The following is a 15,264-nucleotide window of genomic DNA, read 5'->3' on the forward strand; positions in this document are numbered from 1 at the left end:
AATTAGATAAACTATTGCATTAGCTATAGTATATTAGAGTTTTTTTAACGAATTGTTAATACTAGGTTAATAGTTCCTAAATATCAGGACTTTATAGTTGTTATAGACGAGGAGGGCATTATGAAAATCTCGATTACGAATATAGAAAAGAAGTATGGGAAATCTCAAGCACTCTGGCCGATTAATGTAGAACTAAACAGTAAGTTTGTAACGATTTTAGGTCAATCGGGTTGCGGTAAGACGACGTTATTGAAAATAATAGCTGGATTAGAAAAACCAACAAATGGTGAAATCAGATTTGATGATACGGTTATCTATTCATCAGAAATACGCAAGAATGTTAAACCGAACAAACGAAATATTGCAATGGTTTTTCAGGACTTTGCACTTTGGCCTCATATGACTATTTTTCAGAACATCGCTTTTGCTTTAAAGGGGATATTGCCCAAGCAAGATATTAAAGAACGTGTCGATCATGTTATGAGATTGGTAAAAATGGAGGGATTTGAGAAACGTAAACCTGGAGAATTATCAGGTGGTCAGCAGCAACGTGTGGCACTCGCGAGGGCACTTGCAACAAATCCTAAGCTAATTTTATTTGATGAACCCTTATCAGCGTTAGATGCAGTTCTACGAGAAAAAATGCAAGAAGAAATTATGCATATTATTCACGAACTAGACTGCCAAGCTATTTTTGTAACACATGACCAAACAGAGGCTATGACAATGTCAGATCAAATAATTGTGATGGAGGCAGGGAGAATTGCGCAGGTTGGTTCACCACAAGAAATCTATCATTCACCAGCGACACCTTATGTGGCAGACTTTATCGGAAAAGTAAATTGGGTTGATAAAGGTAGCCGTATTGTTCGACCTGAAGGTGTTTCTAGACATTCACAATTAGGTGGAATTGCGAAACAAGCAAAAATATTAAAAAGTACATTTATTGGAGATCGTTATTTAGTTCAGGCAGAAGTAGAAGGTAATCAATGGAGCTTTTACGAAAATGCTCCACTCGAAAAAGGAAAGCAACTTAAAGTTTTCATAGATGAAAAACAAATTTATCAATTGGAGGGATTACATTGAAGAAACGTAGTTTGAAAATGATAGCAACAGTTGGAACACTTTTGACATTAGTGTTAGCAGGGTGTGGAAATAGCGACACATCCAAAAAAGATGGTGAAGCAAGTGCAGAAACTAAAGAAAATAAAACATTAACAGTTTATTCTGCAGGGCCAGATGGTTTGGCAGCAAATGTTCAACAAGCATTTGAAGAAAAAACCGGAATGAAGGTAGAAATGTTCCAAGGAACAACAGGGAAAATCTTATCTCGCTTAGAAGCAGAAAAAACTAACCCGGTTGCTGATGTTGTGGTATTAGCTTCAGTAGCTTCAATGGATGGAATGAAAGAAGCCGATCAACTTCAGAGTTATAAAGGTGCAAAAAATGCAGATAAAATTAATAGCAATTGGTCAGATGCAGAAGGCTACTACTATGGTTATAGTGCATCGGCTTTAGGAATTGCTTACAATACAAAAAATGCAAAAGTTGCTCCAAGCGAATGGGCAGATCTAGCAAAATCTGAATGGAAAGATAAAATCAATATTCCAGATCCAAGTCTATCAGGATCTGCTGTTGACTTCATCTACGGTTATACGGAAGCAGAAAAAACTGGTTGGGACATTATCCAATCGTGGAAGACAAATGGTTTACAAGTAAATGGTGCAAATAAGGAAGCATTGGATTCAGTTATTACAGGAGATAAAGATGCAACAATCTCTGGAGTAGATTACATGGCTTATAAAGCAAAAGCAGACGGCGAGCCTGTAGAAATTGTTTATCCGAAAAGTGGAACAGTTGTAAGCCCTCGAGCAGTTGGAATTATGAAGGATGCTAAAAACGTCGAGGGTGCTCAAGCTTACGTTAATTTCTTACTTTCAGATGAAGGTCAAAAGTTAGTGACAGATGCTTACCTACTTCCAGGCAACAAGGGAATTCCAGTGAAAGATCGCGCAACATTGGATGAGATTCCTCAACTAACGGTTAATTGGAAAGGCGCTGAGACAAAACAAATCGATATATTAACGAAATTTAATGATATTTTCCAATAATAATTTATGAGCTGAGACATGTTTCTCAGCTTTTGTTTTCTAAGGAAGGAATGAATTTCGATGATTATGGAAGGTAGACGAACTTTTGGAGTATTACTAACCATTGTTGGAACGTTTGCTATCGCACCATTATTAGCAATTCTATATTATACATTTGTTAATAGTGGGCAATTAGATTTTTCCCAGATTAGTAGAATGTTTGAAAATGATAGAATGTGGCATACGTTAGGCAATTCTTTATTATTAGGTGTATTAGTAATTTTGGGTACTACGATTATAGCTTTACCAATGGCGTTAATTCGTACGAAAACTAGCTTAATTAAATTTGATTGGTTAGACATTATTCTAACGATTCCCTTTATGACACCGCCATATATTGGATCAATGGGCTGGATATTGTTTATGCAGAATAATGGTTTCTTGCAACAACTAATACCAAGTGCAGCATGGATGTCAGATTATTTCTTTTCTTTATTTGGAATGGTAATGGTGATGAGCTTGCATCTATTTCCTTTTCTATATTTAATGTTGAGAAATACATTGCTAAGAATTAATGGATCATTTCTAGATGCGGCATTGATATTCGGACGAAATCCTTGGAGAAACTGGGCTAAAATTATTTTACCTTTACTAGTTTCGAGTTATGTACTAGGGGTATTACTAATTTTCATAAAAACCTTGGCCGAATTTGGTACTCCTGCAACTTTCGGAAGTCGAATTGGCTTTCAAGTTTTTACTACAGAAATCCATTCTTATTTATCAAGATGGCCTGTAGACATTAGTATGGCTACATCGCTTTCTTTATTCTTACTTTCTGTATGTCTAATCATTTGGTATTTCCAAAATTTAATCGGACGAAAAAATACATATAGCGTGTTATCTGGAAAAACACCAGCTATTCGTGAAATGAAAGATAAGTGGTATTTAAGGCTAGGTGCATGGCTATTTGTAGGGATTGTACTCCTGCTTTCAATCGGCATTCCTTACTTCTCAATTATTGTGACATCACTACAAAAAGTACGTGGAGATGGCCTAAGTGCAGGGAATTTTAGTTTTGCTTCTTATCAAGCAGTATTCACTAGTGGTAGTGCCGGACTATCAGCATTTCTGAATAGTATCTTATTTTCATTGATAACAGCAGGTGTAACTGCTGTTATAGGATTATTCATTGCACTTTATATTAAAAAAGGTGAGACGAAAAAACAGCAAGTATTAGATTTCTTTAGTCTAATGCCAAATATCATTCCAGGAATTGTGTTTGTAGTAGGTTTAATCATGTTCTGGAATTCACCGCTGCTACCCACAACGATATACAATACGAAGGCAATGGTGGTTGTGACCTATTGTGTACTTTTCTTACCGTACTCAGTTCAATATACTAAATCTTCTTTATCTCAACTAGATCAATCCATTTTGCAATCAGCTGCTATTTTTGGACGGAACAGTTGGGATGTGTATCGTTACATCTTAATTCCACTATTAATGCAGGGAATATTAGCTGGTATGATGATGACCTTTATTATTTCGATGCGTGAACTTGTAGCTGGATTACTCATTTTGCCACCTTCAGTTGAGACAGGAGCAACATTTATTTATAGCCAGTTTGAACAAGGTAATGTTGGTTTAGGAATGGCCGTTGCGGTTATTACAGTAGCTATGACTATTGTTTTCATGTTCCTATTAGATTGGTTACAAAAAAGAGGAGGACATGCAGGTGCTTAAGGTCGAAGTTTTAGGGGGAGTTGGCGAGTATGGGCGTAATTGCTTTTTTATTGAAAATGCAGGACAGGCTATTTTACTCGATTGTGGCATTATGAATAACGCTGAAAAAACGACTCCTGATTTAACAAAAGCTCATGTAGAAAAGCTTGATGCTGTGTTTATCTCACATTCGCATATTGATCATACAGGTGCATTGCCGATGCTTGGAACATGGAACTATAAAGGTGAAATCTTCATGAGTAAAATGACAGCTAGACAATTAAAACGATCCTTCAAAAATACGAAGATTTTTCAACCAGATACGATAGGAAAATGGCTTAGAGTTAATGACTATCTTGAATTTCAATGGGGTTATAGCGGCCATATAGTAGGGAGTGTTTGGTACAAGATTCGATTCTTTGAGGAGGTGATATTTTTCTCAGGCGACTATGTCATGGATTCCTATTTGTTGAATGCTACTTTACCAAAAGAAGATACCAAGTACGATCTAGCATTAATTGATAGTGGGCATATTGAGAAGCAGATTAATAATTTGGAAGTATTGCAACAGATTAAGAACTACATTAATGAACAACCAAGTCGTCCTATTATTTTTCCGACTTCTTTGTCAGGTAAAACAGCTGATATTGCTACGTATCTTTTTCAACATACTGAAAGAAAAATGCACATTGATAAAGAATTCTTTTCTTTTTTTGAGGATTATTATAATTCACCCGAAAATGTTCGGGCATCAAGATATGAAAAGATCTTGAAACCATTTAAGAGGGACTGTTTTAGAGAGAGGATAGAAAGCAAAGATGCAATCTATTTTGTCCCAGAGGCTAATGAGTGGAAAGTTGAAGAATTGCTACAGGTATATCCAACTGCAATAGTGGTCTTTACAGGCTACATGAAAAAAGATGGATATTTAAAGAGGCTAGCTGAAAATGAAGCTCAATCAAAACAGTTTTTTTATAAAACGCATTTAGATTATTCAGATATCTTAGGGGTCTCAAAAAAGATAAATGCTCCTAAGACTATATATTTTCATAGTCAGCTAACGAATAGCGAAACTAATCTCTCAATAATAGTTGAAAATGAGGAGGAAATAATATGATGAAAAGTGTAAAGAAAATGGCACTACGATTAATTATGGCTAGTCTTGTTCTTCTTTGTATTAGTGGATTTGGTTCTGTTCAGGTAAGAGCGGCGATTAATCCTGGGAATGAAATCAAATATAATATTAAATCAGATATTTTTATAGAACCTAAGATAATAAGTGTTTTTTCAGCTACGAAAAAGGATGAAGTGAAAATTTACTACTTCGATACAGTAAATAAGGCGTTTTTAGGAGCAGATTATAACCATCGTTTACGTGTATATAAAGATAGCAATAAGATAGATATTACTTACAAAAAGCGATTCTTAAACACGCCACTTGATGAAGCAATTGCGATAACACAAGATCATGGTTTCACTGGAGGTGAGTCTAATTACAAATTTGAGTTAGATATTAAGGGAGGTAATCATACTTTTGCGGTAAGCAGAAAAGAGTCATTAAAAGAAACATCAAAAGTTTCCTTCAATTCTGTTGATACTGATGCAGCAAAGAAATTAATTTTAGATAATGCACCGAAAAAACTTCAAAATTGGGATTCTGAAGTTTGGTATAATAACACACTATCACAAGCTGTTGTTTATGGACCTGCAAAGGCAATAACATATAAGGGTAGTTATGCGGGATATGAAGCGGATATTGAAGTTTGGAATTATCAAGATGAAATTATGGTCGAACTATCTACCAAAGAAGACGATGCTTCAAAAGCTGCTGTCATTGAAAAGTTATGGCATGATAAGCTAGAAGCTGAGGGTTATCTTAGTGATGATCAGCGTGGTAAAACTGCATTTGTAATGGAGAAATAATTGGATAGATGTCATTTATGTTACTTGAATAAATAATATAGGTGAGTTGAATTGGGGAACACAAAAAGGATATAGACTCTTTTTATAGAAGAGGTCTATATCCTTTTTAATTTGCACTAAGCATTCTACTTTAAGGATTCTTAACTACATTCCCATGTGATTTAAACAGAATTCTAAGTCTCTTTTAATTTGTTCTTTCATTTTATCATGTTCATCATTTAATTCGGCTCTTCACTTGCTTCAATTGCGCTACGATAATAATGCTAATGATGACTAGCAAAAACCATGAGCTAATTTTCCCGATTGGGACGAGTGACCAAGTTTGTTCTTGATTTGGATATTGCCATGCACCGAAGAATGTCACGATATTTTCAGCAATCCAGATAAAGAAACCTATTAGGAAAAAGGATAGAATCAGGGGCATTTTAAAGACTTTCTCATTTAGTTTATATGTGACTGCTGTACGAAAAAAGATCACAAACAACAATGCTTTTAAAATCCAACGTAAATCATATAGATAATGATGCGTAAAAAAATTCATATAAATGAGTAAGCTAATACTGTAAGCAAAAAAAGGTGTAGGCCAGTTTAGGATATGTAAATCTAAACGCCTCCAGCTTTGACAGATATAACTCGCTACACTTGCATACATAAAGCCACTATATAGTGGTACTCCTAAAACTTTGCTGTACGCGTCCTCGGGATATGACCAAGACCCCATATGTACTTTGAATAATTCAAGCCCAAGACCAATGATATGAAACAAGCAGATTACCTTGAATTCATCCCAAGTTTCTAATTTTAAGAGGAGCATAAAAACTTGTGCGGCTAGACAAATGATTAATATAAAATCATAGCGTGGTAAATGTGGAATTCTCAACAAATTCGATAAAGCCAGTGTTGCAAAGATAATGACGGGGAAAATGCATGACACCGCCTGTAAGTATGTAAATTTTAATAACTTCTCCATATAATCACCCAATAACTGGACGAATTTACGTAAGGTTTGGTTCGAACTAAAAGGGGTGCATTCAAATCATTTGAATGCACCCTTTGATTATTTACGCATATCATTTAGAGAATGAGTGTATCGTTACAAGGAGGTCATTATGCATTGGGTTACCATTATACTTATAGGGGTTGCAGCTAATTTAGACAACCTAGGAATTGGTCTAGCTTATGGGGTTAAACAAACAAAAATTCCTATGATATCGAACATTACTATTGCGTTTGTGGCGATGGTCATAACGTATGTTGCGGTAGTCGCAGGCTCTGAGGTGACTAGATATATATCACCCCATAACGCAAGCTTTATAGGGAGTCTTTTGTTGTGCGGTATTGGACTATGGACTCTATTTTCTAGAAGATTCAATAATCAGGAGTCTTTGAAAAATCCTGAAATAATGGATAGAGATATGAACCGAATTATTTCTGTGAAAGAAGCGGTGCCACTAGGTCTGGCTCTATCTGCAAACTGCCTGGCAGGAGGTATAGCGATTGGTGCCAATGGTATTTCCGCTATATGGACAGTTATTTCAATAGGTTTATTTTCAATAATTACGATTGGAGTAGGCAACCATTGTGGCTCTCTATTGACCAATACATTTATCAGCAAATATTCCACAGTACTCTCAGGTCTACTACTTATCTGTATTGGGATATTCGAGATGGTCAATTGACTACAAGAATGCCCTAAATCTAATTTGATTTAGGGCAACTTTTTTATGATTTCATTTGAATTCTAGTTGAGGAAAACTAATATATTTTAAAAAAAGAATTAGATGCCCATTAAATAAAGCGAAATAATTGAAAATAAAAGAGTTCCAGTGACTATATAATGTCGCCAATTATTCTTACCATAAAGAGTTAAACCGTTAAGTATTCTTGACCCAATAATTAAGCATCCAGTAGCTACTAACCAGATGAAAGATAGTGCGCTAAATAAAGTTGCGATGCCTAATGCTAAAAATAAGAAGTGACTGATTACGAAAAAAGTCAGTGAAATCTTTTTCGAAAAGCTTAACATTATGCCCTGTTTTAAATTTCTAATAATCAAGGCAAATGCACCAATAATGCATACCATAGAATATAATAATATTATTAAACTACTAACCAATTTCATCCATCCTTTCATGTTTACTGAAGGATAAAGTATGGGGTTAACCCCATGTCAACCAATTACTTTTTTAGGAGTTGAAGCATTGAAAATTAGTGAATTCATAAAACAGGTGAATACAACGAAGGATACGGTTCGGCACTATGAGGAATTAGATTTAGTTAAACCGAATTGGATCAACGGAGTGAGGGATTATTCAGTAAAAGATATTAGCGATTTTCATGCAATTAAAGAAATGCAATTAGTCGGATTTACACTAAAGGATATACAGGAGATATTCAATTTGAAGCAGTCAAATGGATGTGGTTCAGATCAGTTAATCCAAGGATTTATAAATAGCTTAGATAGAGAACTAGAACTCGTTCTAAAAGCTGAGCAAGAGCTTCAACTTAAAAAAACTAAAATTACGAATATGATGTTAGATATAAAACAATTGAAATGATTACTCTTGGCATTTCACCAAGTTGTTACGTGATAGTGATAAGCAAATTTTAAGGATCTACCAAATTTTAGTGTTTCTATTTCTTAAATAATAAATGGTTTTAAAGTAACAGATTCGTCCGGCAATCATATTCTAATCTCACAATGTGGAGGTGGCAAAATGGAGTTTGGAGTATATACCTTAGCAGATTTAGGGGTTGATCCTCAAACGGGAAAGATAAGCAATGCAAAGGAGCGCTTGCAAGAGATACTACAAGCAGCGAAACTTGCGGATGAAGCTGGACTTCATTTATTCGGTGTAGGTGAACATCATAGGCCGGATTATGCAGTTTCTTCGGTGCCTGTTGTATTAAGTGCAATTTCTCAGCAGACAAAAAATATTCGCTTAACAAGTGCAACAACAGTTCTCAGTACTGTAGATCCAGTGCGATTATATGAAGATTTTGCAACGTTGGATTTATTATCTGATGGCCGTGCAGAAATTATGGCAGGGCGTGGAGCCTTTTTAGATTCATTTGAATTGTTCGGTTATGATATTAAGGAATATAACGAATTATTTGAAGAAAATCTAGAATTATTTTTGAAGATAAACAAAGAGGCATGTATTACCTGGCAAGGAAATCACCGACCTGAGCTAAATAACGTAATGATTTCACCACGGGCGATTAATACCATTCCTACATGGGTTGGTGTTGGTGGTACTCCAGAAAGTGCCACTAGAGCGGGACGTTACGGAGTAGGTATGGCAATCGTTATACTTGGAGATGATCCAAGTATCTTTGTACCATTAGTAGAAAAATATCGATCCGCATTTAATGCTTCGGGCCATCCAAAAGAACAGTGTCAAATAGCTGTAACTGGTCATGGGTATTTTGCTGAAGATGGTCAGCAAGCGAGGGATGCGTTCTATCCGTATTTTAATAATTATGGGACATATGTTAATCAGCAGCGTAATATGCTTTTTTATTTAGATCGTGATGATTATGAATTTATGACATCTCCCGCAGGTTCACTGTTTGTTGGAGAACCAGATGAAATTGTTGAAAAAATATTAAAGCAACATGAATTGCTGGGCCATACTCGATTCTTAGCTCAGCTAGATGTTGGTGCTCTTCCATATAAAGAAATAGCAAGATCTATTGAATTACTAGCGACTAAAATTATGCCTCAAGTAAATAAGTATATATAAATAACCAAAAGACTGCATCATCGACGGTAACTGAACGATGAGACAGTCTTTTGGTTATTAGTTTAACTTCTTTCAGCGGGTGTCCAAACACCCGCTGAAAGAAGTTAAAGCCTCCGGCGGATGTCACGGAATCGAAAAGGAGTTCTTTGCGCAAGCACAAAGCCGATTCCGGACGCAATTATGCCGAGGCATAATAGATAAATGAATGTGTAATTTTTAAGATGAATAACTGAAAATACTTATATGGAGATAGTAACCATTAAGCAAGGGAAGTATCGTTAAGAAATAGAATTTTAGTTAAGGGGACATGTTATAATAGCTAACAAAAAGTCGGCGCATTAAAAGCTGATACGGAGGGTGTTAGCTATGAATCCTATCTTAAAGTTACTGAGCATTATTGTTTTTCTATTTATTATTTTGAAGTTTGGTATGTCAATTATGAAATTGTTTGTCACACTTCTATTTTATAAATATTTTATCATCGTATTAATTATTGCTGGAATTACTTACTTTATATATAAAACATCACCATTTAAACAGAAAAATTAACGATTTAAAGTGAAAAAGCAGTTGAATTCAATTTTATCACGGCATATATTTCTTTAAATGTCTTTGTATTTTATGATTTGGAGAAGCGTCCACTCGACTCCTGCGGAAAAAGCGATATAGACGAGACCCTGCAGGAGCATAGCGACGAAGCGGCTCGGCGCTCGCCCGCGGAAAGCGAGTGGTAGGTTTCGGAATACCTGATCTATCCTGTATACAAATAAAAAGACTGTAGAAAACTCGGTTTTTTCAAGTTTGCCTACAGTCTGAAGTCTATTTAATTGAATGAGTAAATAGAAAAGTAAAAGGTAGTATTTTATGATTTGGAGAAGCGTCCACTCGACTCCTGCGGAAAAAGCGAGATAGACGAGACCCTGCAGGAGCATAGCGACTAAGCGGCTCGACGCTAGCCCGCGGAAAGCGAGTGGTAAGCTTCGGAATACCTAATCTATCCTGTTTTAAAAAAAAAGACTGTAGTTAATCCGTTTTTTCGGGTTTGTCTACAGTCTGAAAGGAAATACCTCTAAATTAAAGAGGTATTTCCTTTTTTCTTTTTCTAATTAAAATAATTAATTAGACCATTTGTAATTCCATTTGCAGCAGAATTACGGAATGTAGCAGTTTTTAAAGTTTGTACTTCTTGTAGATTCGTGATAAATCCTAATTCAACAAGGACCCCGATTTGTGGATTTTCTCTTAATACATATAGATTTTGATATTTTTGTCCACGATTAATCATGTTCGGTAGAGAGTCGCCCATTCCTTGTTTGATATACGAGGCAAGAGTACTTTCTTTACCTTTTGTGTATAGAACGCTGAAACCGCGAGCTGAAGCTGTAGCTGAATCATGATGAATACTAATAAAAGCATCGGGCTTCATCATATTTGAAAAGGCAACACGGTCATATAATGTTGGGAAAATGTCCGTAGTTCGTGTCATTTTCACTATAGCACCAGCAGCTTGTAATTTTGATCGCAAAGCCAATGCAGCTTGGAGATTTAGATCTTTCTCAAGTACGCCATTTGAGACTGCACCTGAATCTGATCCTCCATGACCTGCATCAACGACAATAACTTTACCATATAAAGAACCACCAGATGTATCTGAGCCATCATTTGATACCGGCTTTGTTGGTTTAGATTGCGTAATTTTACCGTAGCTACCAGAAACCCAACCTGTTTTACCTGAAGCGTATGTAATTTTAATCCAGTTATTGCTCGACTTATCTAAAATTTTAAATGAGTTACCGTATTTAACAGCACTCAATTTTGTAGCAGTTGCAGAAGCGCTTGTACGAACATTTAAAGAATCAGCTGTAATAGTAAAGTATTTTCCAATGTCAGTTGAAGGTACTACTGACCCAGTATTCGAATTACCATTAGCTGAAGTGGTTGTTGGTTTTGTTTTAGTGATTTTGCCATAGCTAGTACTTGCAGAAACCCAACCTGTTTTGCCTTTAGCGTATGTAATATTAACCCAATTATTGCTAGATTGAGCAAGAATTTTAAACGAGCTATTTTTATTAATTACTGCTAATTTTGCGGAACTAGCTGAAGTGCTTTTTCGAACATTTAACGAATCAACTTTTACAGTAAAGTATTTACCAACATTAGCAGTTGAAGTTGCAGCAGGTTTTACTGTTGAAGCATTCGAACTGCTAGTAGATGTGCTTGGTTTAGTCGTAATAGTGACATACGATTTACTAACCCACCCTGTATACTTGCTCGTTTTGATTTGTACCCAGCCATTTTTTTCGGCAAGGACTGTACCTATTGTTCCTTTAGATAACTTACCAAGACTTTTATACGATGTACCGGCTCCGTTACGGATATTCAAATTACTAACTGTAGCGACGGCTTTTTTCGTATTACTTGAAGTGGCTGTAGTTGAGACTTTGTTAACATACTTAGAAGAGACCCAGCCCGTTGTATTACTAGATTTCACTTTGGTCCAAGTACCCTTTGTAGAAATCTTTGTAACCTTATTACCCTTTTTTAAAACTTTAACAACTTTGTAGTTTGTACTTGGACCTGAGCGCATATTGAGTGTTTCAGCATTCACTTTCATAGTAACGGTAGATGCAGCGCTTGCTTGCTTTGTACCGGCAAAGGAAGGAATGATTATTATGCAACATAGGAGAAGTAAAAACATGAATTTAAATCTATTATTTTTCATTCTATACCTCCTCATTAGCTATATTAATGGTTATTTAGTAAAAAAGGCGTATTTTAAATGAAACGTGAGATTTTTTTATTATTTGTTACAAAAATGCAACGAATATTTAATAAAATTAATCGATATATTACTATGAAGTTGTACTGAAAAGTGGTATGGGAAAATGGATATATATAACCAAGTGAATATATAATCATGACTAAAGTATTGGTTGTGGTTATAGTCTTTTGGTAAGTAAATAGAATCATTGGATTTAAACTTTTTATATGGAAATATTTATTTTTTGAAATGGTGTAGTAGGTTTAAGAGGCTTTTTGATGTAATAAAAAGTACATTTGAAGATGTCTAGAAACAGATGATTTCAGTGTATAAATGTAGGATGTGCACTGTCTCTATCTGTGCAAAATAGGCTACAGTGCAATACACGAAAAGAGGATAGGTATATGGACAAGAGTCAAAATCGCGGCTGTACTATAACGAAAAAAGGAAATGTTTTAATCGTTATACTCTAGGGGCCAAAGTGCAGTGACTCATTGGTATTGCTAGTGAAATATGGAAGATATATTTGTTTTATAGACAATATATAATAGTGAATTCTTATTAACATACTGATTACATACTTTATTTTTTAACATACTACATTACAAAAAAAATAACACTATATTATTATTGGTAAATTATTCTGGCTGTGAAAATCATACATGTTTTGAAATGAAAAAACACTTAAAAGAGCGTACCAAAACTCGGTCTAAAACTATAAAAATAGTTGCTATTTAGATTTACGTTGAAATAGTATAGGGGAAGTGTTTTCGTTGGTTATAATTTGAAAATAAATAGGAGAAAGTACTTTTAAAAATTAAGTAGTTATATTTATGAATAAATAGAGAGTTTACTATAAAATGCTAGAAGCAGTATAGAAGTAACATCATTTAATTAATAAATAATTTTTATTTTTTTTGAAGAAAAAACTATATTTTAAAAACTATTCTTTTGATTAATTCGTCAAATATAAATAGATAAAAGTGTTGCGTATTAGGGGGTAGTGTAATGCCAAAGCCAGTGAAAGGTAATCGCAGATATATAAGTGGTTTGGACGGACTAAGGGCTTTGTCGGTGTTGGCGGTCATTTTATATCATCTACATTTTAAATCAGTAGATGGTGGATACTTAGGTGTAACCATTTTCTTTGTTTTGTCAGGTTATTTAATAACAGATTTACTAGTGAGCGAATGGGATAAGACAGGTAAGATTGATTTGAAAGGGTTTTGGATTCGGCGATTTAGACGGTTAATTCCCGCATTGCTTATAATGTTAATCTTAGTCGGAACATGGATTACTCTTTTCCAAGGGGAACTATTAATAGGGTTACGTTCAGAAATTGTAGCTGCTGCATTATATTTTAGCAATTGGTTTTACATAGCGCAGGATCATTCGTATTTTACGTCGTTTGCTCCGCCATCACCATTGCAACATATGTGGTCACTGGCAGTCGAGGAGCAATTTTACATAGTTTGGCCAATTATTATTATGATGGGTTTAAAGTTAGTTAAGAATAGAGGAACCCTTGCGTTAGGTATTTTCATAGCGGCGCTTGTATCTGCTATTTTAATGTTCGTAATGTATGAACCGGGTGTCGATCCAAGTCGTGTTTATTATGGTACGGATACTCGTGCATTTTCGGTTTTAATAGGGGCCGCGTTGGCGTTTGTGTGGCCTAGTAGGAAACTTGCTAAAAATGTCACGAAGGATGCTGAAAAACTTCTAAATATTGTAGGAAGCATTAGCGTAGCTTTATTAGTATTGATGATGATGACGATGGATGAGACAGGTTCATTTTTATATATGGGCGGTATGTTACTAGCTTCAGTTGTGACTGCTATTTTAATCGCAGTTATAGTACACCCGGCAAGTTATATAGGTAATCTATTTAGCTTTAAGCCACTTATTTGGATAGGAGCTCGCTCTTACGGTATCTATATTTGGCATTTCCCAATCATTGTTTTAATGGGGGCAGGGGTTGGAAATGAGGCAATTGGTTTTACTAAATTGTTGATAATTATTGTCCTAACGTTTCTTTTTGCTGGTTTATCTTGGCGATATGTGGAGGACCCAATTCGTAGAGGACAATGGCGAGTTTGGCTAAATAAATTTCAATCAAAAGAATGGTCTTGGGCGTGGACTCAGTGGGATATACCTTATCGTATAGGCTCAGCAATAGCTGGATGTGTAATGATTATTTTCATCATGGGGATGATTTTCACGCCAGATAAGCAGTCTGCGAGCCAACAATTGGAAAACCATTTAATAGCAGAACAAAAAAAACTAGAAAAAGTACAGCAAGAACAGAATAGAGCAGCAGAGAAAGCTAATGAAGAGAAAATGATGCAAGAGGAAGAAGAGCGACGTGAAGAAGCGAAGGCGAAAACTGAAGCTGCAAAAGAACACGTTGAAGCTTTAGAAAAGGAAAAGGCTAATAAGGCTCATGGAATACCAAACGAAGTAACGGTTAGTGCAATTGGTGATTCGGTTATGTTAAGTGCTGCTACGGAGTTACAGAAGAAGATACCTCAGATAGTCGTTGACGCACAAATAGGGCGTCAAGTATATGATGCTTCGAAGGTTGTTGCTAACTTGAAAGGCCAAGGAAAACTTGGACATGTTGTTGTAATAGGTCTTGGCTCTAATGGTGATTTTAGTACAGCACAATTAGATACATTATTAAAAGCTATTGGCAAGGACCGTACAATTTACTTAATGAATACAAGGTTGCCAAGGGATTGGCAAGACGGGGTTAATAAAAAATTAAGTAAAGCTGCCGAAAAAAATAGTAATGTAACATTAGTAGATTGGTATAGTGAAACAAATAATAATAAAGACATTTTTTATCCTGACAAGATTCACCCAAATGAAAAGGGCGGAAAATTTTATGCTACACTTGTACGTGAAGCTATAGCGAATTCTGTGAACAATCAATAATAATGAAAAACGCCCCTTTTAAAAAAGGAGCGTTTCAGTATGTCAACAAAAGACATTCAGAATGTTCACATCCTGAATGTCTTTT

12 protein-coding genes are annotated in these 15,264 nt (G+C 35.3%); 10 read left to right on the forward strand and 2 right to left on the reverse strand.

Annotated elements, in window-relative coordinates:
• The first annotated feature begins 120 nt into the window (after positions 1-120).
• The 5 genes from ACZLO7_RS03050 to ACZLO7_RS03070 are packed head-to-tail and all read left to right on the forward strand — an operon-like array spanning position 121 to position 5,735.
• Positions 121-1,086, forward strand: a complete 966-nt coding sequence (locus ACZLO7_RS03050; RefSeq protein WP_464940175.1) for an ABC transporter ATP-binding protein — start codon at positions 121-123, stop codon at positions 1,084-1,086.
• A complete protein-coding gene (locus ACZLO7_RS03055; RefSeq protein WP_464940174.1) occupies positions 1,083-2,111 on the forward strand; it encodes an ABC transporter substrate-binding protein in 1,029 nt (342 codons plus the stop codon). Before ACZLO7_RS03050 ends, ACZLO7_RS03055 begins: the two co-directional genes overlap by 4 nt.
• Before the next feature lie 60 nt (positions 2,112-2,171).
• Positions 2,172-3,833 (forward strand): ABC transporter permease, encoded by a 1,662-nt coding sequence (locus ACZLO7_RS03060; RefSeq protein WP_464940173.1) that lies wholly within the window; start codon positions 2,172-2,174, stop codon positions 3,831-3,833.
• The gene (locus tag ACZLO7_RS03065) at positions 3,826-4,929 is read left to right on the forward strand and encodes an MBL fold metallo-hydrolase (RefSeq protein WP_464940172.1); all 1,104 of its coding nucleotides are present in this window, start codon (positions 3,826-3,828) and stop codon (positions 4,927-4,929) included. The genes ACZLO7_RS03060 and ACZLO7_RS03065 overlap by 8 nt, the downstream gene beginning before the upstream one ends.
• Entirely contained in the window at positions 4,926-5,735 is an 810-nt protein-coding gene (locus ACZLO7_RS03070) for a hypothetical protein (protein ID WP_464940171.1), read from the forward strand. The genes ACZLO7_RS03065 and ACZLO7_RS03070 overlap by 4 nt, the downstream gene beginning before the upstream one ends.
• A gap of 214 nt (positions 5,736-5,949) precedes the next feature.
• On the opposite strand, the gene ACZLO7_RS03075 is transcribed toward ACZLO7_RS03070, so the two are convergent.
• Positions 5,950-6,705 (reverse strand): DUF817 domain-containing protein, encoded by a 756-nt coding sequence (locus ACZLO7_RS03075; protein ID WP_464940170.1) that lies wholly within the window; start codon positions 6,703-6,705, stop codon positions 5,950-5,952.
• A gap of 139 nt (positions 6,706-6,844) precedes the next feature.
• On the opposite strand from ACZLO7_RS03075, the gene ACZLO7_RS03080 reads away from it, so the two are divergent.
• The 4 genes from ACZLO7_RS03080 (at position 6,845) to ACZLO7_RS03095 (ending at position 10,030) form a co-directional block, all read left to right on the forward strand.
• Positions 6,845-7,414, forward strand: coding sequence for a manganese efflux pump MntP (locus ACZLO7_RS03080; protein WP_464940169.1), 570 nt, complete (start codon positions 6,845-6,847; stop codon positions 7,412-7,414).
• A 474-nt stretch (positions 7,415-7,888) separates the two neighbouring features.
• The gene (locus tag ACZLO7_RS03085; RefSeq protein ID WP_464940168.1) at positions 7,889-8,293 is read left to right on the forward strand and encodes a MerR family transcriptional regulator; all 405 of its coding nucleotides are present in this window, start codon (positions 7,889-7,891) and stop codon (positions 8,291-8,293) included.
• A 159-nt stretch (positions 8,294-8,452) separates the two neighbouring features.
• Positions 8,453-9,481 (forward strand): LLM class flavin-dependent oxidoreductase, encoded by a 1,029-nt coding sequence (locus ACZLO7_RS03090; protein ID WP_464940167.1) that lies wholly within the window; start codon positions 8,453-8,455, stop codon positions 9,479-9,481.
• 366 nt (positions 9,482-9,847) lie between these two features.
• Positions 9,848-10,030 (forward strand): hypothetical protein, encoded by a 183-nt coding sequence (locus ACZLO7_RS03095; protein WP_464940166.1) that lies wholly within the window; start codon positions 9,848-9,850, stop codon positions 10,028-10,030.
• 553 nt (positions 10,031-10,583) lie between these two features.
• Here the strand turns inward: ACZLO7_RS03095 and ACZLO7_RS03100 are convergent.
• Positions 10,584-12,203 carry an N-acetylmuramoyl-L-alanine amidase family protein gene (locus ACZLO7_RS03100; protein ID WP_464940165.1) on the reverse strand — a complete coding sequence of 540 codons (1,620 nt, stop codon included), beginning with the start codon at positions 12,201-12,203 and terminating at the stop codon, positions 10,584-10,586.
• A gap of 1,047 nt (positions 12,204-13,250) precedes the next feature.
• Here ACZLO7_RS03100 and ACZLO7_RS03105 point away from each other — a divergent pair.
• Entirely contained in the window at positions 13,251-15,179 is a 1,929-nt protein-coding gene (locus tag ACZLO7_RS03105; protein ID WP_464940164.1) for an acyltransferase family protein, read from the forward strand.
• The last annotated feature ends 85 nt before the right edge of the window (positions 15,180-15,264 follow it).

Source organism: Viridibacillus sp. d25.2 (genome assembly GCF_055456015.2).

Coding starts and splice junctions, on each gene's coding strand:
- ACZLO7_RS03105 (WP_464940164.1), top strand. CDS start 13,251: ATGCCAAAGCCAGTGAAAGGTAATCGCAGATATATAAGTGGTTTGGAC.
- ACZLO7_RS03095 (WP_464940166.1), top strand. CDS start 9,848: ATGAATCCTATCTTAAAGTTACTGAGCATTATTGTTTTTCTATTTATT.
- ACZLO7_RS03070 (WP_464940171.1), top strand. CDS start 4,926: ATGATGAAAAGTGTAAAGAAAATGGCACTACGATTAATTATGGCTAGT.
- ACZLO7_RS03075 (WP_464940170.1), bottom strand. CDS start 6,705: ATGGAGAAGTTATTAAAATTTACATACTTACAGGCGGTGTCATGCATT.
- ACZLO7_RS03090 (WP_464940167.1), top strand. CDS start 8,453: ATGGAGTTTGGAGTATATACCTTAGCAGATTTAGGGGTTGATCCTCAA.
- ACZLO7_RS03085 (WP_464940168.1), top strand. CDS start 7,889: ATGGGGTTAACCCCATGTCAACCAATTACTTTTTTAGGAGTTGAAGCA.
- ACZLO7_RS03100 (WP_464940165.1), bottom strand. CDS start 12,203: ATGAAAAATAATAGATTTAAATTCATGTTTTTACTTCTCCTATGTTGC.
- ACZLO7_RS03050 (WP_464940175.1), top strand. CDS start 121: ATGAAAATCTCGATTACGAATATAGAAAAGAAGTATGGGAAATCTCAA.
- ACZLO7_RS03060 (WP_464940173.1), top strand. CDS start 2,172: ATGATTATGGAAGGTAGACGAACTTTTGGAGTATTACTAACCATTGTT.
- ACZLO7_RS03080 (WP_464940169.1), top strand. CDS start 6,845: ATGCATTGGGTTACCATTATACTTATAGGGGTTGCAGCTAATTTAGAC.